This is a genomic window from Roseobacter sp. MH60115 (assembly GCF_015644665.1).
Taxonomy (GTDB): Bacteria; Pseudomonadota; Alphaproteobacteria; order Rhodobacterales; family Rhodobacteraceae; genus Roseobacter.
The window spans coordinates 12889-30724 of the sequence record NZ_JADOBQ010000008.1; the positions used below are offsets into that span (position 1 = coordinate 12889).

Annotated in this window: 22 protein-coding genes; 16 read left to right on the plus strand and 6 right to left on the minus strand. The window is 61.9% G+C overall.

Going from position 1 to position 17836, the window contains the following annotated elements:
• Window positions 1-89 precede the first annotated feature (89 nt).
• Window positions 90-416 carry a hypothetical protein gene (locus tag ISX84_RS20220; protein ID WP_195822225.1) on the plus strand — a complete coding sequence of 109 codons (327 nt, stop codon included), beginning with the start codon at window positions 90-92 and terminating at the stop codon, window positions 414-416.
• A 32-nt stretch (window positions 417-448) separates the two neighbouring features.
• On the opposite strand, the gene ISX84_RS20225 is transcribed toward ISX84_RS20220, so the two are convergent.
• Window positions 449-1261, minus strand: coding sequence for a quinoprotein dehydrogenase-associated SoxYZ-like carrier (locus ISX84_RS20225; protein ID WP_195822226.1), 813 nt, complete (start codon window positions 1259-1261; stop codon window positions 449-451).
• 124 nt (window positions 1262-1385) lie between these two features.
• Between ISX84_RS20225 and ISX84_RS20230 the strand changes: the two genes are divergently transcribed.
• Window positions 1386-2429: a quinoprotein relay system zinc metallohydrolase 2 gene (locus ISX84_RS20230; RefSeq protein ID WP_195822227.1), complete on the plus strand. Its 1044-nt coding sequence runs from the start codon at window positions 1386-1388 to the stop codon at window positions 2427-2429.
• A gap of 9 nt (window positions 2430-2438) precedes the next feature.
• Here the strand turns inward: ISX84_RS20230 and ISX84_RS20235 are convergent, their stop codons facing one another.
• A complete protein-coding gene (locus ISX84_RS20235) occupies window positions 2439-3062 on the minus strand; it encodes a hypothetical protein (protein ID WP_195822228.1) in 624 nt (207 codons plus the stop codon).
• A gap of 170 nt (window positions 3063-3232) precedes the next feature.
• On the opposite strand from ISX84_RS20235, the gene ISX84_RS20240 reads away from it, so the two are divergent.
• The 7 genes from ISX84_RS20240 (at window position 3233) to ISX84_RS20270 (ending at window position 9550) form a co-directional block, all read left to right on the plus strand.
• The gene (locus ISX84_RS20240) at window positions 3233-4348 is read left to right on the plus strand and encodes an S-(hydroxymethyl)glutathione dehydrogenase/class III alcohol dehydrogenase (protein WP_195822229.1); all 1116 of its coding nucleotides are present in this window, start codon (window positions 3233-3235) and stop codon (window positions 4346-4348) included.
• Between the two features lie 3 nt (window positions 4349-4351).
• On the plus strand, window positions 4352-5176 hold the full coding sequence (gene fghA, locus ISX84_RS20245; protein ID WP_195822230.1) for an S-formylglutathione hydrolase: 825 nt from the start codon (window positions 4352-4354) through the stop codon (window positions 5174-5176).
• 38 nt (window positions 5177-5214) lie between these two features.
• The gene (locus ISX84_RS20250; RefSeq protein WP_195822231.1) at window positions 5215-5616 is read left to right on the plus strand and encodes a c-type cytochrome; all 402 of its coding nucleotides are present in this window, start codon (window positions 5215-5217) and stop codon (window positions 5614-5616) included.
• Window positions 5617-5743: 127 nt separating this feature from the next.
• Entirely contained in the window at window positions 5744-7546 is a 1803-nt protein-coding gene (locus ISX84_RS20255; protein ID WP_195822232.1) for a methanol/ethanol family PQQ-dependent dehydrogenase, read from the plus strand.
• Between the two features lie 114 nt (window positions 7547-7660).
• Window positions 7661-8170, plus strand: a complete 510-nt coding sequence (locus ISX84_RS20260) for a c-type cytochrome, methanol metabolism-related (RefSeq protein ID WP_195822233.1) — start codon at window positions 7661-7663, stop codon at window positions 8168-8170.
• Entirely contained in the window at window positions 8154-8999 is an 846-nt protein-coding gene (locus tag ISX84_RS20265) for a substrate-binding domain-containing protein (protein WP_195822234.1), read from the plus strand. The genes ISX84_RS20260 and ISX84_RS20265 overlap by 17 nt, the downstream gene beginning before the upstream one ends.
• On the plus strand, window positions 8996-9550 hold the full coding sequence (locus ISX84_RS20270) for a PQQ-dependent catabolism-associated CXXCW motif protein (protein ID WP_195822235.1): 555 nt from the start codon (window positions 8996-8998) through the stop codon (window positions 9548-9550). The genes ISX84_RS20265 and ISX84_RS20270 overlap by 4 nt, the downstream gene beginning before the upstream one ends.
• A gap of 7 nt (window positions 9551-9557) precedes the next feature.
• On the opposite strand, the gene ISX84_RS20275 is transcribed toward ISX84_RS20270, so the two are convergent.
• From ISX84_RS20275 to ISX84_RS20290, 4 genes are read right to left on the minus strand one after another with little or no spacing between them, the layout of a single operon-like run.
• Window positions 9558-10370 (minus strand): quinoprotein dehydrogenase-associated SoxYZ-like carrier, encoded by an 813-nt coding sequence (locus ISX84_RS20275; protein WP_195822236.1) that lies wholly within the window; start codon window positions 10368-10370, stop codon window positions 9558-9560.
• On the minus strand, window positions 10367-11308 hold the full coding sequence (locus ISX84_RS20280) for a YncE family protein (RefSeq protein ID WP_195822237.1): 942 nt from the start codon (window positions 11306-11308) through the stop codon (window positions 10367-10369). The genes ISX84_RS20275 and ISX84_RS20280 overlap by 4 nt, the downstream gene beginning before the upstream one ends.
• Window positions 11292-11837 carry an SRPBCC family protein gene (locus ISX84_RS20285; protein WP_195822238.1) on the minus strand — a complete coding sequence of 182 codons (546 nt, stop codon included), beginning with the start codon at window positions 11835-11837 and terminating at the stop codon, window positions 11292-11294. Before ISX84_RS20285 ends, ISX84_RS20280 begins: the two co-directional genes overlap by 17 nt.
• Window positions 11837-12319 carry a DUF3280 domain-containing protein gene (locus tag ISX84_RS20290; RefSeq protein WP_195822239.1) on the minus strand — a complete coding sequence of 161 codons (483 nt, stop codon included), beginning with the start codon at window positions 12317-12319 and terminating at the stop codon, window positions 11837-11839. The genes ISX84_RS20285 and ISX84_RS20290 overlap by 1 nt, the downstream gene beginning before the upstream one ends.
• A 158-nt stretch (window positions 12320-12477) precedes the next feature.
• On the opposite strand from ISX84_RS20290, the gene ISX84_RS20295 reads away from it, so the two are divergent.
• The 7 genes from ISX84_RS20295 to ISX84_RS20325 are packed head-to-tail and all read left to right on the plus strand — an operon-like array spanning window position 12478 to window position 17720.
• Entirely contained in the window at window positions 12478-13656 is a 1179-nt protein-coding gene (locus tag ISX84_RS20295; RefSeq protein WP_229884466.1) for an ABC transporter substrate-binding protein, read from the plus strand.
• 13 nt (window positions 13657-13669) lie between these two features.
• Entirely contained in the window at window positions 13670-14641 is a 972-nt protein-coding gene (locus ISX84_RS20300; RefSeq protein WP_195822240.1) for a YVTN family beta-propeller repeat protein, read from the plus strand.
• 31 nt (window positions 14642-14672) lie between these two features.
• Window positions 14673-15110, plus strand: a complete 438-nt coding sequence (locus ISX84_RS20305) for a hypothetical protein (RefSeq protein ID WP_195822241.1) — start codon at window positions 14673-14675, stop codon at window positions 15108-15110.
• Between the two features lie 14 nt (window positions 15111-15124).
• Entirely contained in the window at window positions 15125-15376 is a 252-nt protein-coding gene (locus ISX84_RS20310; RefSeq protein WP_195822242.1) for a PepSY domain-containing protein, read from the plus strand.
• A 26-nt stretch (window positions 15377-15402) separates the two neighbouring features.
• Window positions 15403-16368, plus strand: a complete 966-nt coding sequence (locus ISX84_RS20315; protein ID WP_195822243.1) for an ABC transporter substrate-binding protein — start codon at window positions 15403-15405, stop codon at window positions 16366-16368.
• A 9-nt stretch (window positions 16369-16377) separates the two neighbouring features.
• Window positions 16378-17127, plus strand: coding sequence for an ABC transporter permease (locus ISX84_RS20320; protein WP_195822244.1), 750 nt, complete (start codon window positions 16378-16380; stop codon window positions 17125-17127).
• On the plus strand, window positions 17124-17720 hold the full coding sequence (locus ISX84_RS20325) for an ABC transporter ATP-binding protein (protein ID WP_195822245.1): 597 nt from the start codon (window positions 17124-17126) through the stop codon (window positions 17718-17720). The genes ISX84_RS20320 and ISX84_RS20325 overlap by 4 nt, the downstream gene beginning before the upstream one ends.
• Window positions 17721-17836 lie beyond the last annotated feature (116 nt).

Consider the following 17836-nt stretch of genomic DNA (forward strand, 5'->3'; position numbering starts at 1 on the left):
GCTGGCGTCGCAGGGGAATTTACCCTCTTGACCCGTGAATAAAGTCTCTATCGGGTCGCCGCATCAGGCGACACAGGAGCGAGCGTGGCATGGCAAAGGCAAAGAAATCCTACGATCTTGTGGTGGACATCCCCGAGGACATGGACAAGGAAACCATGATGGGGGTGGTTGCGCGCGCGGCGGCGGAGACCGGTCTCTATATTTCTCATATTGGTGGCTATTCGCGGGTCAAATACCCCAACTCGGTGCATTGGCATTTCAAGCGGGACAAGAAAGAGGCCGGGTTGATCGATGCCACCTTCTGGAAGGAGGGGACGAGGTTCTGGCTGATCGTCAGACACAATGAACCGCAATGGGTGCATGACACCGCGCCAGCCCTCAAGGACGCGCTGGATCGCGCATTGGCCGGGATTTAAGGCCGGGGGTGGTTGGGATAGCCTCTGCCGGTCTAGCCGCTGACGGATTTCGGCAGGCTGCTTTCAAAGCTGTTGCCGTCCGTATCCGTGGCCTTCACCGTCAGTGCGGTCGAACCATTGTCGTTGTAGGCAAAGCGGAAGACCGGGTTTTCCGAGATCGAAATGCCACCGTCCATGGTGAAAAGCAGCTCATCGCCCTGCCAGACCTCCAGATGATCGATGAAATGCGCGGGGATGAAAAGCTGGGTGATCTGGTCACGCTGCAGGCCCGAGTAGTTGGGGTGGCGGATCATGATCTGCGCTTCGCGGCGCGGCGTGGACACCTGGGCACCGTCGCCAAAGCTGCGCAGTTTCATCTTGCCCATATTGGCCAGCGCCACTGCCGGATCCTTGGTCGCGGGCGCGGAGCAACCGCCCGAGGCCTTCACGTAGCGGCCCGTCATATGCAGCCCGTCGGGCGTTTCGGCGATCACGCGCACGTTGGAATACTGGTTGACCCGCACGCGCATCTCGAAATCCAGCGTGCCCATGGCGGGGGAAAAGCCAAAGACGGCGGCAACCGGCGCGGGGTTTTCGTCGATCACCACCGTGGCAGCAGAGATCGTGGTGGCGGGATCGGTCTGTTTCAGAATGATCGGTACCGTGGCGGCGTCATGCGCGCGGTAGGGGGCGTCGATGCTGAGCAGACCTTCAGCCGATCCGATGCTGGCATCGCCGACCACATCCTCGCGCAGGTCGTTCCAGGTCTCGCTTTCGGTCAGCGGATTTTTCGGGGCATCGGTGGCCCAGGCGGGCCCCACCATCAGCGCCGCAAGGGCCGCTGCATGTGCAAGTTTCATCGCCATCTCTGTCTCCTCCAGCACAGAATTGCCCGTCTTATCGCATAAAACAGCGCAAATTGACATATATACCTATGGCTGACTGGACGGCGGCGCATGGTGTGGGATGCTTCATGGCGAAGGAGCCGCCATGTTCGAAGCCGTGATCGCCCTCTGCGCCAGCCTGACCGAGGGCCCGTGCCGCGATCATCTGTTGCCGGGATATGAGGCAGAGACGCAGGCGGCATGCGCGGCAGCCCTTGCAGCACGCGCACCTGATCTGGCGGTTTTTGGCGGGCTTGTGACACGAGGATCCGCAAGATGTGAAGCGACTGGTCCGGCGCTTGAGGTGACCGAAGTGGCGCCCGGCGTGTTTGTGCATATGGGTGCGATTGCCGAGCCTGACCCGGCAAACCGCGGCGATACCAGTAATCTGGGGTTCATCGTCGGCGATACCAGCGTGGCGGTGATCGACACTGGTATTGCGCGCTGGATGGGCGAAGCGCTATGGCGCGCGATCCGGGCCGAGACATCCAAGCCGGTGAGCCATGTGGTGATCACCCATATGCATCCCGATCACGCCCTGGGCGCGGGTCCCTTTGCCGAAGCGGGTGCGCAGATCGTGGGGCATGTGAACCTGTCACGCGCGCTCTCGGACCGTCAGGCGAATTATCTCGAAAGCCTCGATCTGCTTGTCGGGCCGGAGGATATGCTGGGCACCCGCGCGGTGCCGGTCGATCTTGCCATTGAAAACACGGCGGAAATCGATCTGGGGGGGCGGCTGCTGCAGCTGAAGGCCTGGCAGATGGCGCATACCGGCACGGATCTGACCGTGTTGGATGAGACCACCGGGACCTTCTTTGCGGGCGATCTGATCTTTGATTTGCACACACCCGCGCTCGACGGCAGGCTGCGCGGCTGGCGCGCGGTTTTGAGCGAACTTGGGGACACGGCTTTTCGGCAGGTGGTGCCGGGGCATGGAAGGCCGGTGCTGGACTGGCCCGAGGGGCTCGCGCCGATGCAGCGGTATCTGAGCGTGCTGGAGGCGGATACCCGCGCGGCCATTGATGCGGGCCAGCGGCTGGGGGAGGCGGTGGAGGTGATCGCCGCCGAAGAGGCGCCAAACTGGGAGCTCTTCGAAGCCTACAACCCGCGCAACGCGACGGTGGCTTTTACCGAGCTGGAGTGGGAGTAGGCGGGGCGCCTAGCCCTGATCCTGAACCGACTGCTGCAGTATCTGAGCGATGCTGAAGAGGCGCCGTTCCAGCAGCGTCGGGGTCTCGCAGAGATAGGTGATGTTGCGCTGCCGGTCGGTATAGATCACCTGATCCCAGTCCAGCCGTTCTTCGAGCTGATCCACCTTGTCGAAATCGGGCTCGGCCTTGGCCAGGGTCGCGTCCATCTCGGCGCGCAGGCTGTCGATCTTGTCGGCCAGCGCAATCTGGCTGAGCGAGAAGTCCTCGATGCCCTTCATGATTCGCCCCCGGCGGGTGGAGAGGGTGTCGAACACCTCTGCAAAAACCATGCCAAGCGCCTGCACATCGCCGCCATAGGTCTCGGCGAAGGCGTCGACGCGGGGCTGTAGCGTATCCAGCTCGACGCGGCGCAGGGACAGGTATCCGGCCAGGTCCGCGATGTCATGGCGCATCTCGTCGGTTGCGGGCGTGCCCTCCGGGTCCACCGGATGCGGCCACATCAGGCCCAGCGACAGGGTCTCGACCTTGCGTTGAACGCAGGGCCAGGTGGGATCCGAGTAATCCGCGGCCTCAACCGGCGCGATCATGGCCACAACCATGGCAAACAGGGCAGAAGACAGGCGTTTTGACATCCGGGCTCTCCAATCCGTGCGACCCCTTCAACTATGGGCCAAGCATCTGTCGGCTGTCTACAGGACTGAATACCCACCATTGTCTTAGTTGTTCGGCGCGCGCTGCGGGGCGCATACTTCCGGTAGAAAGATCACGGCTTTTTGAGCACGCGATCAAGGGAGGAACCTGAATGCTACGGACGCGTGCTGCTGTTGCGGTTGCTGCTGGTCAGCCGCTTGAGATCATGGAGGTGAACCTTGAGGGTCCGCGGGCGGGCGAGGTTCTGGTGGAGATCAAGGCGACGGGCCTGTGCCACACGGATGAATTCACGCGCTCGGGCGATGACCCCGAAGGCATCTTTCCGGCGATCCTCGGCCATGAGGGCGCGGGCGTTGTGATTGAGGTCGGCGAGGGGGTCACGAGCCTTGAGGTGGGCGACCATGTGATCCCGCTCTACACGCCCGAATGTCGCGAATGCGAGTACTGCCTGAACCCGAAAACCAACCTCTGCCAGAAGGTGCGCGCCACCCAGGGCCAGGGGCTGCTGCCCGATGGGTCGACGCGGTTTTCGATGCTGGATGGCACGCCGATCCACCACTACATGGGCTGTTCGACCTTCGCCAATCATACAGTGGTCCCTGAAATAGCGCTCGCAAAGGTCCGAAAAGACGCGCCTTTTGACAAGATCTGCTACATCGGTTGTGGCGTCACCACGGGCATTGGCGCGGTCATTAATACCGCGAAGGTCGAGATCGGCTCGCGCTGTGTGGTCTTTGGGCTGGGCGGGATCGGTCTGAATGTGATCCAGGGGCTGCGCATGGCGGGCTGTGACCAGATCGTGGGGGTCGATCTGAACGACGACAAGGCCACCATGGGACAACAGTTCGGGATGACTGATTTTGTCAATCCGTCGAAGGTGGATGGGGATATCGTGGCCCATCTGGTTGAGATTACGAAGGGTGGGGCGGATTACACCTTTGACGCCACGGGCAATGTGAACGTGATGCGGACCGCTTTGGAATGCGCCCACAAGGGCTGGGGCGAGAGCATCATCATCGGCGTGGCACCTGCGGGGGCGGAGATCTCGACGCGGCCCTTCCAGCTGGTCACGGGCCGGGTCTGGCGCGGCACGGCCTTTGGGGGCGCGAAGGGGCGCACGGATGTGCCCAAGATCGTGGACTGGTACATGGACGGCAAGATCGAGATCGACCCGATGATCACCCACAAGCTCACCCTGGACGAGATCAACCACGGGTTCGATCTGATGCATGAGGGGAAATCCATCAGAGCCGTCGTGGAGTTCTAGGCGATGGAGCTGGTGTCGGAAAATCGCAGTTTTGGGGGCCGGCAGCAGGTCTACAAGCACCCGTCGAACACCTGCGGCTGCGAAATGACCTTTGCCGCCTATCTGCCGCCGCAGGCCAATGACGGGCCGGTGCCGGTGCTGTGGTATCTGTCAGGGCTGACCTGCACCCATGAAAACGCCATGACCAAGGGTGGCTTTCAGGAGCACGCGGCCGAGCATGGGCTGGCGGTGATTTTCCCCGACACCTCGCCGCGGGGCGAGAGTGTGAGCGACGATGAAGCCTATGATCTGGGGCAGGGCGCAGGGTTCTACGTGAACGCGACGCGCAACCCGTGGAAGAACAACTACCGCATGTATGATTACATCGTCAGCGAATTGCGGTCGATCGTGATGGACAACCTGCCGGTGCGCGACCGGCACGGCATTACCGGCCATTCAATGGGCGGGCATGGGGCGATCACGATTGCCATCCGCAATGCCGGGCTGTTCGATTCCCTGTCGGCCTTTGCGCCGATCACCAACCCGACAAAATCGGACTGGGGCCGCAAGCAGCTCAGCGCCTATCTCGGCGACGACGAGAGCAGCTGGGCAGAGCATGACGCCACCCTGCTGCTGCAGGAATACGGCTGGAAGGGTGATCTGCTGGTCGATCAGGGGTCCGGCGACCAGTTCCTCGATCTGCTGAAGCCCGAGGCGCTGGCCGACATGATGGCGCGGCGGCGTCAGCCCGGGCAGGTGCGGATGCAGGAGGGATACGATCATTCGTATTTCTTCGTGAACAGTTTCGCGCGCGACCACGTGCAATGGCACGCCGCGCGGTTGAATTGACCGGGCGGGACCACCGCCCAAACAACGAAAGGTAAAAGATGCTGAAGACGTTTTTGGTGACAGCCTGTTTGATGACATTGCCTGCGATGGCCTTCGCGGATGGGCATGTCACCGGCGATGCGGAAAAGGGTGAAAAGGTCTTCCGCAAGTGCAAGGCCTGTCATGCTGTCGGTGAAGGCGCCGAAAACAAGGTGGGCCCGGTGCTGAACGGGATCGTGGATCGTGCATTCGGCGCGGTGGACGGGTTTTCCTATTCCGACGCGCTGATGGAGGCGGCCGCCGAGGGCAAGGCCTGGACGCCGGAAGAGCTGGACGCCTTTCTGCAAAAACCCCGCAGCTATCTCAAGGGCACCAAGATGTCCTTTGCCGGTCTGCGCAAGGACGACGACCGGGCAAACGTGATTGCATATCTTGCGAGTTTCCCAGGCGAGGGCTCGTAAGACCAAGAATTTCCTGTGCGGCGGGAGGAGAGACCAGCCGCGCAGGAAAAACCTGATGCCAAGCCCGCATCCCGGGCCTGCGTGTCATTCTCGCGGCAATCCCGCCGCACCACAGGGAGGTACTATGATGAAAAAGCTCAAGCTTTTCACCTCTGGGATCGCTCTTTGCGCCGCCAGTATGGCCTTTGCAAACGACGATCTCATAGCCCAGATGGACGACCCCGGCCAATGGGCGATCCAGACGGGTGACTACAAGAACCAGCGTTTTTCGCAGCTGGATCAGATCAACGCGGAGAATGTGGGCGACCTGCAGGTGGCCTGGACGTTCTCGACCGGTGTTCTGCGCGGCCATGAAGGCTCGCCACTGGTGATCGGCGACGTGATGTATGTGCACACGCCGTTCCCGAACATCGTCTACGCGCTTGACCTCAAGAACGAAGGCAAGATCATCTGGAAGTATGAGCCCAAGCAGGACCCGGATGTCATTCCGGTGATGTGCTGTGACACGGTGAACCGTGGCGTGGCCTATGCCGATGGCAAGATCTTCCTGCATCAGGCCGACACCAAGGTCGTCGCGCTGAATGCGGAAACCGGTGCCGTTGAATGGGAAGCCCAGAACGGTGACCCGGCGATTGGCGAGACCAACACGGCCACCGTGTTGCCGATCAAGGACAAGGTCATCGTCGGTATCTCGGGTGGTGAGTTTGGTGTCCGCGGTCATACGACCGCCTATGACATGGCCACGGGCGAGCAGGTCTGGCGTGCCTATTCCATGGGTCCGGACAGCGATATCCTGGCCGATCCCGAAAAGACCACACATCTGGGTCAACCGGTGGGCGCGGACTCAGGCACCAACACCTGGGAAGGGGATCAGTGGATGATCGGGGGCGGCACCACCTGGGGCTGGTACTCCGCGGATCTGGACGAGAACCTGTTCTACTACGGCACAGGCAACCCCTCGACCTGGAACCCCGCACAGCGTCCCGGGGACAACCGTTGGTCCATGACGGTCATGGCGCGTGACATCGACACGGGCATGGCCAAGTGGTTCTACCAGATGACCCCGCATGACGAGTGGGACTATGACGGTGTGAACGAGATGATCCTGTCCGAACAGGAGATCGACGGGACCGAGCGCAAGCTGCTCACCCACTTTGACCGCAACGGTCTGGCCTATACGATGGACCGTGTGTCAGGTGAGCTGCTGGTGGCGGAGAAATTCGACCCGGTTGTGAACTGGACAACGGGTGTCGATATGGATCCGGCATCCGACACCTACGGGCGTCCGGCTGTGGTGGCGCAGTATTCGACCGCGCAAAACGGCGAAGACGTGAACACCACCGGCGTGTGCCCGGCGGCTCTGGGCACGAAAGACCAGCAGCCAGCGGCCTATTCGCCCGAGACGCAGATGTTCTACGTCCCGACGAACCACGTCTGCATGGACTATGAGCCGTTCCGGGTGAGCTACACCGCCGGTCAGCCCTATGTGGGCGCGACCCTGTCGATGTATCCGGCACCTGACAGCCATGGTGGCATGGGCAACTTCATCGCCTGGGACAACATCAACGGCGAGATCAAGTGGTCCATCCCCGAGAAGTTCTCGGTCTGGTCCGGCGCGCTGGCCACGGCGGGTGACATCGTCTTCTACGGCACGCTCGAAGGGCATCTGAAGGCGGTGCATGCCGAAACGGGCGAGGAGCTTTACCGCTTCAAAACCCCGTCGGGCATCATCGGCAACGTGATGACCTACACGTCCGATGGGCGCCAGTATGTGGGCATCCTGTCGGGTGTCGGCGGCTGGGCCGGGATCGGTCTGGCGGCTGGTCTGACCAATCCGAATGACGGTTTGGGCGCGGTCGGCGGCTATGCGGCGCTGAGCGACTACACCGCTCTGGGTGGTCAGTTAACTGTCTTCGCCCTGCCGAACTGAGCACGGCGGATGCCTTAAGCAAACGATCGGCGCGGCCCCGTCTGGGTCGCGCCCGTCCAACAAAGAACCGGGCTGCAGAGAGATGCGGCCCCAGATAAACTGGGTGAGGATCATATGAACATCAAGCACTGTACAATTGCACTTGGCCTCGCGGTCGGCCTGCCGATGACGGCTTTAGCAGAGTCGCAAGTGGATCCGGCGATCTATGAGGTCGCGGAGAGCGAGGATGGTCGCCATTACACCGAGGATGGCACACCGACGTTCAACATTGCCGAGGACGGCACGGTCGACTGGCTGACCTTTTCCGGCTTTCGCCGCTATCACGCGGAATGCCATGTCTGTCACGGGCCCGATGGCGAAGGCTCGACCTATGCGCCAGCGGTCAAGAATTCCGCCATCGATCTGGGGTACGACCAGTTTTTCGAAGTGGTTGTGAACGGCCGCGAGAACGGCAATTCGGTGATGCCGCACTTTGGCGATAACCGGAATGTCATGTGCTATCTGGACGACATCTATGTCTATCTGAAGGCCCGTGGCCTCGACGCGGTGCCGCGCGGGCGGCCTGCAAAGAAAGAAGCCAAATCCGATGTGATCCGCGAGGATGAAGATGCCTGCATGGGCTGAGACAATTCGAAACCTTTGCGCGTCCCTCTTTCTGGGGGTCTCCCTTGCGGGGTCTGCAGGGGCACAGACGTCTGATCTCGTCTCCAACAATGCCTTGCGCGTCTGTGCGGATCCCGCGAATTATCCCATGTCGTCCAAGGAGGAGACCGGGTTCGAGAACAAGCTCGCCGAACTTGTGGCGGCCAAGCTTGATTTGCCGGTGCAATACACCTGGTACCCGATGGCGACGGGTTTCATCCGCAACACGCTGAGGGCCAAGCAATGTGACGTGGTGATGGGCTATGCCCAGGGTCACGAGCTGGTGTTGAACACCAATCATTATTTCACCTCCGTCTACACGCTGATCGTCGCGCAGGAGGGTGATCTGGCGTCGGTGCAATCGCTGACCGACCCCGCGCTGAAGGGGCAGCGGATTGGAATTGTCGCGGGCACGCCCCCCGCCGCGCATCTGGCGCGCAATGGGCTGATCGGCAAGTCCAAGGCATACAACCTCGTGGTGGATCGTCGGCACGAGAGCCCTGCGAGTGATATGCTCGATGATCTGACAGCGGGCGTGATCGATGCCGCCGTGCTTTGGGGGCCATTGGGCGGTCCGCTGGTCAAGACGGATTACCCGGGTCTCAAGGTCATCCCGCTGATCAAGGAAGAGCTGCCGCCGCGGCTCTTCTACCGGATCACCATGGGCGTGCGGCAGGGCGAGAAGGTCTGGCAGCGCCAGCTGAATTCGCTGATCCGCCGCAATCAGGATGAGATCAACGCGCTGCTGGTGGAGGCGGGCGTGCCGCTTGTCACGGACCTTGGCACCGAGGTGATGGAGATTTCGAATTGATCCGCGCCGTGCTGGCGGCGGCGTGCTTGGCGCTGCCGCACACAAGCACGGCCCAGACAGTGCCCGAACCCTCTGACTACAGAATGGATCACTACCGCGCCCCGGTGCCCGCCACGCTGGAGGGTGCGACGGTCGTTGGCCCGGAAGAGGCGCACGTACTTTGGAAAACGGGCGAAGCTGCGTTTATCGACGTGCTGCCGCAACCCCCGAAACCCGCCAATCTGCCCAAAGGCACCATTTGGCGTGACAAGCCGCGCCATTCGATCCCCGGTGCGATCTGGCTGCCGAATGTGGGGTATGGCGCGATTGCAGATGTCACGGCCGACTACTTCCGCGCGGGTCTTGAAAAGGTCACGCGCGGGGACCTTGCGCATCCGGTTGTCATCTTCTGTCTGGAAGACTGCTGGATGAGCTGGAACGCCGCGAAACGCGCGCTGGAATGGGGCTACACCTCGGTTTACTGGTTTCCCGAGGGCACCGATGGCTGGCAGCTCTGGGACTACCCGCTTGAAAAGGTGGACCCGGAAGACGGCCAGCCGCAGACCAACTGAGAGACGGTCAGAACCCGGCCAGATCCTTATGCACGTGGCTGACGGACCCATCGGTATCGATCATCGTCACATCAACGGATTGCGTGCTGCGCGGCACGGCAAGGCCCAGACGCGGGTTCTCCGACAGCGAGATCGAGCCGGTGAGATCGACAAACCCTGCGCCGTCGAGGTCAATCTCGACCGTTTCCACATAGCGCATCGGGATGAAGAGCAGCGAAATCTGGTCCATCTGCATGCCCGAATGCGAGGGGTGCGAAATATCCACATCCATGCGGCTGAGGCGGGAGGCAAGGCTGGTCAGCTTGCCGCTGTCCACACCCGGCACGGTCCCGACAACGTCGATGTTCATCTGCCCAAGCGTGGCCAGCGCAATCTCCGGATCGGTCCCCGGAGGCGCTGCGCAGGCACCTTGGCCAGAGGTTTTCACAAAGGTTTCGGAGACAAACAGCCGCCCATCGGAGGTTTCAGCAATCACATGCATCGGCGTCGGGCCGTTCACCCGCATGGTGATGTCGAAATAGAACCCCGGTTGCGGGGTGTCGAGGTCAAAGACCGCCGAGACCGGCATCGGGTTTTCATCCAGCACCACGGTGACCTTGGCGATCTGCGCACCCGGCGGCGCGGCAATCTGCGCGGCCAGATCGGTGCGGGCGTCGTCATAGGTGCGGTAGGGCGCGTCAATGGCGATGATCCCGTCACCGCTCAGCATCACCCGCTCGCCGTAAAGCTGTTCCTTGACGGATGCCCAGGCCTCGTTGCTCGCAAGCGCGGGCAGGGCGGTCCAGCAGAGCAGCGCGGCTGCCAGTGTCAGATGTTTCATTGTGCCTCCTCCAGCAGAAACGTGCCAAAGGCGCGGGGGCCATCGCACGTGTCGATTTCTTGTATCACAGAAAGGGTTTCCGCGTCGAAAATAGTGACGGTGTTGTCGAACCAGTTGGCCACAACGATGCGCGTGCCGTCGGCGGTGGTGTCGACGCCTTCGGGGTATTCGCCGGTATCGAGCTTGGCCAGCGGCGTGAGCGTGGCCAGGTCGATGACGCTGAGGCTGTCTTCATACTGGTTGGTTACAAAGGCGCGGCCTTTGGCAAAAGCCACCCCATAGGGGCGGTCGCCGACCGGCACCGTGGCTGTGACCTCGCCATTGGCGACGTCGATCACCGTCACATCGTTGCTGCCCACATTGCCGACGAAGAGCCGCCCGTCTGGGGCAAACCGCAGGCCAAACGGGCGCTTGCCGACGTCGAGGCGCGTGCGCAAAACCAGCGTGTCCGCATCAAAGATCGAGACCTGATCCGCGTCGCGATCCGCTGAGGCCAGATGACGGCCGTCCGCCGACAGCGTAAGCCCGGCAGGGGCCGCGCCGACGGCAAGCTCTTTCGTGACCTTCAAGGAGATGTCATCCAGAACCCAGATGCGTGCGCTGTACCAGTCGGAGACAAAGAGACGTCCGCGCATCGCATCATGGGCAATGCCGATGGGCCCGCCGTCAAGGGTCGCTGTCACTAGCGCCTCGCCGGTCAGCGGGTCATGTCTGCGCACCGTCTTGCTGTCCGCCGCGACGGTGAACACCGCCTCCGGCGACAGGGCAACCCCGGCGGGTTTGCCCGGCACGGCCCAGCGGGCGATCTCCTTGCCAGCCGCGATGTCCAGCACGCTCAGGGCATCGCCTGTCTGGCAGGTGACAAACGCCAGATCGCGCGCGGAGCACAGCGTGCCCACGACAACCAGCGCCGCGGCGAGGTCAAGAGCCCGGCGCACCAAAACGCTCGGTCAGGGCATCCAGCCCGGCCTGATAAACGCCTGAAACGGCGGCAATCGCGGCGGCATCGTTCAGCTCTTCCGGCGGGTCGTTGTTCGGGTAGCCGCGATAGAAGGCCCCGCGCCATTCGACAATCGACCCGCCGCCGTCGCGCGGCATCACGGTGAGATGCGATGAGTAATTGGTGACCGGTAACACCTCCACCTTCACATCGGTGATGCGGTAGGAATAGCTCATCTTCTCATCGCTGAATTTGTAGAGGATTTCCGAAATGGTTGGCCCATCTGCGGCACCCAGGGTCAACACCCGCGTGGCGTCGATCTCATTGCCGTTCTCGCCCGCCGTCCCACGCACGGCAGGGTGCCAGGACATGTCCTGAAAATTGCCGATGGTGGCCCAGACTTCTGCCGGATCGGCGGCCATCTCGGTGGTCAACGTCACCTTTTGCCGGGTCGGCCCATGCGCCAGGGCCAGCCCCGGCGTGACCACCGCCGCCACGCAAGCCGCCAGGAATACGCGTTTCTTCATCATCTCTCCTCCACGAAAAATCTGTTCTTCAGGATGTAACGCATGCCGCGCTGCCAGCTTTCATCGGTGTTGCCGCGAATATCGACGACCCCGCCCTTGACCATTTCGCCGGTCTCTGCCGCGCGCAGTTGCAGGTTGATCGCAAGGATCAGGTCCGAGACCTTCTGCACCTCGCCCACCAACGCATAATCCGCGCCCAGCTGCACCGCGATCCGGGTGTCGCAGCCATAGCATTTGGCCAGATTGACCACCCGGTCGATCTCCTTGCGGGCAGGCTCGATATCAACCAGCTCATAGCCTTCCTGCACAAACCGTGCGGCCACCATCTCTTCAAGCTGCGCAAGCCGCTCCTGCTCCGCTGTATTCTCTCCGGACGCGCTGCTCTGCAGCGACGTGTCGAGCAGCGTGAGGCCAAAAAACGCCACGCGTTCCTGTGCGTGAACGCCAGTGGCGGCAAGCAGGGCAAGGGCAGTCAATCGCATGTGCCTGTTCTTAAAAAATAAGAATCGTCCTTTATCGTGCGGCTGTTAGGCTGATCCTCACAACCCGGCCAAAAGTATCGGTTCACGCGCATGGACCGGTCGGGGATAGATGGGAGGCCCGGCAGAATGTCCGGGCAGGGGAGGTTCACGTGCATTGCTTGCACAGGTCGCTGTTGGCGGCACTTACCGTCGTATTTTCTGCCGGGACCGCTTGGGCGATTGACGTCAAGGCGGCGGTTTTGCGCGTCGACTACCCGACGCTGCTGCCGATCAGCCGGTATGATCTGCCCCCTGATGATCTGGGCTTTGCCGGAGCCGCGCTGGCGGATGAGGACAATGGCACGACCGGTGGTTTTCTGGGGCACACCTATGAGACCAAAACCGTCGCTGTCCCGCCGGAGGAGGCCGATGCGGCGATGGCCCAAATCCTCGCCGATGGGATCCGGCTGGTGGTTGTCCAATCCCGCCCAGAAGATCTGCTGCGCCTCACCGATCAGGCAGCGGAGGCAGGGGCGCTGGTGTTCAATGCGCGCGCAGCGGACAATGACCTGCGCGACGGGTCCTGCCGGGGCAATCTGCTGCACACCGCCCTGTCGCACGGGATGAAAGCGGACGCCGTGGCGCAGTTCGCCGTTTGGAAGAAGTGGACGGAGTGGTTTCTGATTGCCGGGTCCAACCCTGAGGATGTGGCGCTGGCCGAGGCCTACCGCAAAGCCGCCCGCAAGTTCGGCGCCGAGATTGTCGAAGATCGGAGCTTTGAGGATACCGGCGGCTCGCGACGCACGGATTCCGGCCATGTGCTGGTGCAACGGCAACTGCCTGCTTTCACGCAGGATGCAGACGACCATGATGTGGTGATTGCGGCAGACGCGACCGACTATTTCGCGCGCTACCTGAGCTATCACCTCTGGACGCCGCGGCCCGTGATGGGGTCGGGCGGGCTGGTGCCGACCAGTTTTCACGGTGCCCATGAAGCCTATGGGGCGACACAGTACCAGACCCGTTTCGAGGCGCTGACCGGGCGTTATGCCAAGCCCGAAGACTACAATGTCTGGCTCGCCCTGCGTGTGGTCGGCGAGGCCGTGACGCGGGCCAATACCGCCGACCCGGACGGGGTGCGCGACTATGCCATTTCGGACGCCTTCGAGCTGGCCGCCTTCAAGGGTCAGAAAGTCACTTTCCGCAACTGGAACGGTCAGCTGCGCCAGCCGGTCCTGCTCTATGACGGTGTGATCACCGTGAGCGTCAGCCCGCAGGAGGGGTTCCTGCATCAAAGCTCCCCGCTCGACACGATGGGTCTCGACCGGCCCGAATCCAGCTGCACTGCCTTTGACTAATTGGAGATACGAAATGAAATCATTTTTACTCTCGACGGCTTTGGCCGCCCTCATCGCCGCCCCGGCTTACGCGGGCAAGGCGTTCATCTCCAACGAACGCGGCAACACGATCACCGTGGTGAACACCGACACCTGGGAGGTGGAGACGGAATTCTTTGCAGGTAACCGCCCGCGTGGGATCACCACCAGCCCGGATGGCAGCGTCATCTATGTCTGCGCCTCCGATGACAATCTGGTGCGGGTCTTTGACGCCAATACCTATGAGGAACTGCCCAGCCTGCCCTCGGGGCCTGACCCGGAGCTCTTCATCCTCGAACCATCGGGCAAGCGGCTCTACATCGCCAATGAAGACGACAATCTGGTCACGGTCACCGATACGGAAACGCGCACTGTTCTGGCGGAGGTCCCCGTGGGTGTGGAGCCGGAAGGCATGGGCATGAGCCCGGATGCGAAATTCGTGGTGAACACCTCCGAGACGACCAACATGGCGCATTTCATCTCGACCGAAGACTACAAGATCAAGCACAACATCCTCGTGGATCAGCGCCCGCGCTATGCGCATTACACTGCGGATGGCAGTCGCCTGTTCGTGACCTCCGAGATCGGCGGCACGGTCACGGTCATGGACATCGCCGAGGATGGCGCGCCCACCGTTGTGGGCAAGATTTCCTTTGAGGTCGCAGGCGTGCAGCCCGAGTGGTTGCAGCCCGTGGGCGCGCGGGTCACATCGGACGGCACCCGGCTTTTCGTGGCATTGGGGCCTGCGAACCGCGTGGCCGTGATCGACGCGCAGAGCCTTGAGGTCCTCGACTACATCCTCGTGGGTCAACGTGTGTGGCAACTGGACTTCACGCCCGACGAGCAGTTCCTACTAACGACCAATGGCAACTCTAACGACATCACAGTTATAGATGTCGCCAAGGAGAAGGCGATCAAGTCGATACAGGTCGGACAACAGCCCTGGGGCGTGGTGACAATCGAATGACGCAGATCAGCAAAATCGGGAGAGGAACGATATGAAGAAACTATTGATGGCGGCAGCCTTGGCTCTGACAGGTGGGCCGGCTCTGGCCGCGCCGTTGTGTGACGATCTGGGCTTTGCCGGGCTTCTGGCCAAGTGCAACAGAGGTGAGGACATCCCGCTGACCCTCGCGTCGGGTCAACCGCTGGGCGAGGATGTGGTGCTGCAGTCGGGGGCCTATTACACGCTGGTGATCACGGCGGACGGCTCGGCGGAACTGGCCATTGAGGGCCCGAGCTTCTTCCGCTCGATCTGGATGAATGAGATCGTGATCAACAAGATCGAGATCCGCCCGATGGCCATCGACAGCATCGAGTTCGACAAGGCCGGGGTGGTCGAGATGTCCTTCATCGCAATCAAGCCCGGCAGCCACACGATACGTATCCCCGGTTCGACCGGCGAGACGCAATCCATGACCATTTCGATCCAATAACCAAGGAGTTTGCCATGAAACATCTTTTTGCCCTGACCGCCGCCGCCCTGATCTCCGGTCCTGTGCTGGCCGATGGTCACCTCGACGCCGAGACAGTGGAGAAGATCGAAGCCATGCTGGCCTCCATCGAATGCCAGATGGACCCCGATGATATCGAAGTCGAAGACGATGGCTATGACCTTGATGACGTGATCTGCAAGGGTGGCAATCAGTTCGATATCAAGCTCGACAAGGACCTCAACGAAGTGAGCCGCCGCGCCGAATAGCGCTGCGGTTCCGGGCGGAGGGCAAAATGCGTCTGATCCAAATCATCTCGATGGCGCTGGCTGTGCTGGCCGGGCAAAGCCTTGCGGATGACCTTCCAACGATCCGGGCCGCGGTGCTCAAGATCGGGACGGTCAACTGGGAGCTTGCCACCATCACGGACAACGGCTTGGACCGGGCCAATGGTTTTACGCTCGACGTGCAACCCTATGCCGACAACAGCGCCACACGTATTGCGGTTGAGGGTGGCGAGGCGGATATGGCCGTGGCCGACTGGATCTGGGTCGCGCGCCAGCGGGCGGCGGGTAAGGATTACGTCTTCATCCCCTATTCCAAGGCCGTCGGGGGTGTGGTGGTTCCGGAAGGCAGCCCCGCCGAGACGCTGGCCGATCTGGCAGGCGGCAAGATCGGCATCGCCGGTGGACCGCTGGACAAATCCTGGCTGATCCTGCGCGCCTATGCACAGCAACAATACGGCATGGACCTCAAGGCCGAGACCGAACAGGTGTACGGCGCGCCGCCCCTGATTTTCAAATCCGCCATGGGGTCTGAATATGCGGGCGCGATCAACTTCTGGCACTTCCTGGCCAAGAACAAGGCCGCCGGAATGCGGCAGCTGATCTCGGTCGAGGAGGCGGGCGCAGCCCTTGGCCTTGATACGAACACGCCGCTCTTGGGCTACTATATGAAGGAGAGCTTCCTCGCTGATCATCCGGCGCTGGCACAGCGGTTCTTCGACGCAAGCCGTGCGGCCAAGGACAGGCTGGCGAGCTCCGACGACGCCTGGGCGGCCATACGCCCCCGTATGAATGCCGCAACCGATGCCCAGTTCGAACAGCTCAAATCCGACTGGATCGCAGGCATCCCTGATCGCGCGCCAGTGGATGAGGCCGCCACCGGCAAGATGCTGAGCCTGATGAGCGATCTGGGAGGCCCCGAGCTTGTGGGCGAGGCCACGTCTCTGCCTGCTGGCCTTTTCGCCGATGTAAAGTAACATCTGCGGATGCACGCCGCGCGGCTCACCCCCTTTCTGTCTCTCGCCGGACTTCTGTCTTTGTGGGTTGTTGCCGCGATCCTGACCGATGATGCGCAAATCCTGCCGAAACCCTGGCAGTTGGTTCCGCTGTTTCTGCAGGAGGCAGGTTCCGGTGAGCTTTGGACCCATCTCTTCGCCACGATCATCCGTGTGCTCTGGGCCTTTGCCCTGGCAATGACGTTGGGCACGGTGCTGGGCCTGATCATGGGACGATCTGCACGCACCAATGCCTGGCTGGACCCGTGGCTCGTGGTGTTTCTCAATTTGCCCGCGCTGGTACTGATCGTGCTCTGCTATCTCTGGATCGGGCTGACCGAAGCGGCGGCGATCACGGCGGTGACGCTCAACAAGGTGCCGAATGTGGCCGTGGTGATCCGCGAAGGCGCCCGGGCGCTGGATCCTGACCTCGACGCGATGGCGCAGGTCTACAAGATGTCCTGGCGCGCGCGGTTGCGGCACGTGGTCTTTCCGCAACTCGCCCCGTTTATTGCCGCAGCGGCGCGGTCTGGCGTGGCGGTGATCTGGAAAATCGTGCTTGTGGTGGAGTTTCTGGGGCGATCTTCTGGCGTGGGCTTCCAGATCCACCTCTACTTCCAGCTCTTCGACGTGGCCATGGTGCTGGTCTATGCCTTCTCGTTCATCTGCGTGATGCTGCTGGTGGAATGGCTGCTGCTCCAGCCGTTCGAGCGGCGCGCCCGCCGGTGGAGGGACGCATGACCCGCGTCGACATTGCCTCCAAGATGTTCGGCAGTATCCCCGTGCTGGGGCCGATCCGTTTCGAGATCAACGTAGGCGAGACCCTTGCGCTGGTCGGCCCGTCCGGCATTGGCAAATCGACCCTTCTGCGCATCCTGGCCGGGATTGATCCGGAGTTCGACGGCAGCATTGAACGGCCCGAGAACCTTGCCTTTGTGTTCCAGGAACCAACGCTTTTGCCGTGGCGGTCGGTCATTCAGAACATCCTGCTGCCGCATCCGCAGCTCACATCACAACAGGCGCGTGACATGCTGACCCGGAGCGGCCTGGAGGGAAAGGAGGACCTTTTCCCCAAGCAACTCTCCCTCGGGCAGCAACGCAGGTTGTCTCTCGCACGGGCGTTTGCGCAGGCGCCCGAGTTGCTGATTATGGACGAGCCCTTTGTTTCCCTCGATCGGGACACTGCCGACAGAATGCTGGACCTGACGGAAAAGCTCATCTCCGACCATCGCCCGGCAACCGTTTTCGTGACACATGACATGCGCGAGGCTGACCGGCTCGCGGATCGTATCCTGCGTCTGGAAAACACGCCGGAGGGAGCTTGTCTGGCGTAAACCGGGTTTTGGGGGGCAGCGCCCGGCTGCGGGTCCCAACGAAGGACCGTGCATCACCTGGCGGACCGTTGCGGCAGAATGACGGTTGTAGGATGTCCAAGTATTGAGTAGTAGAG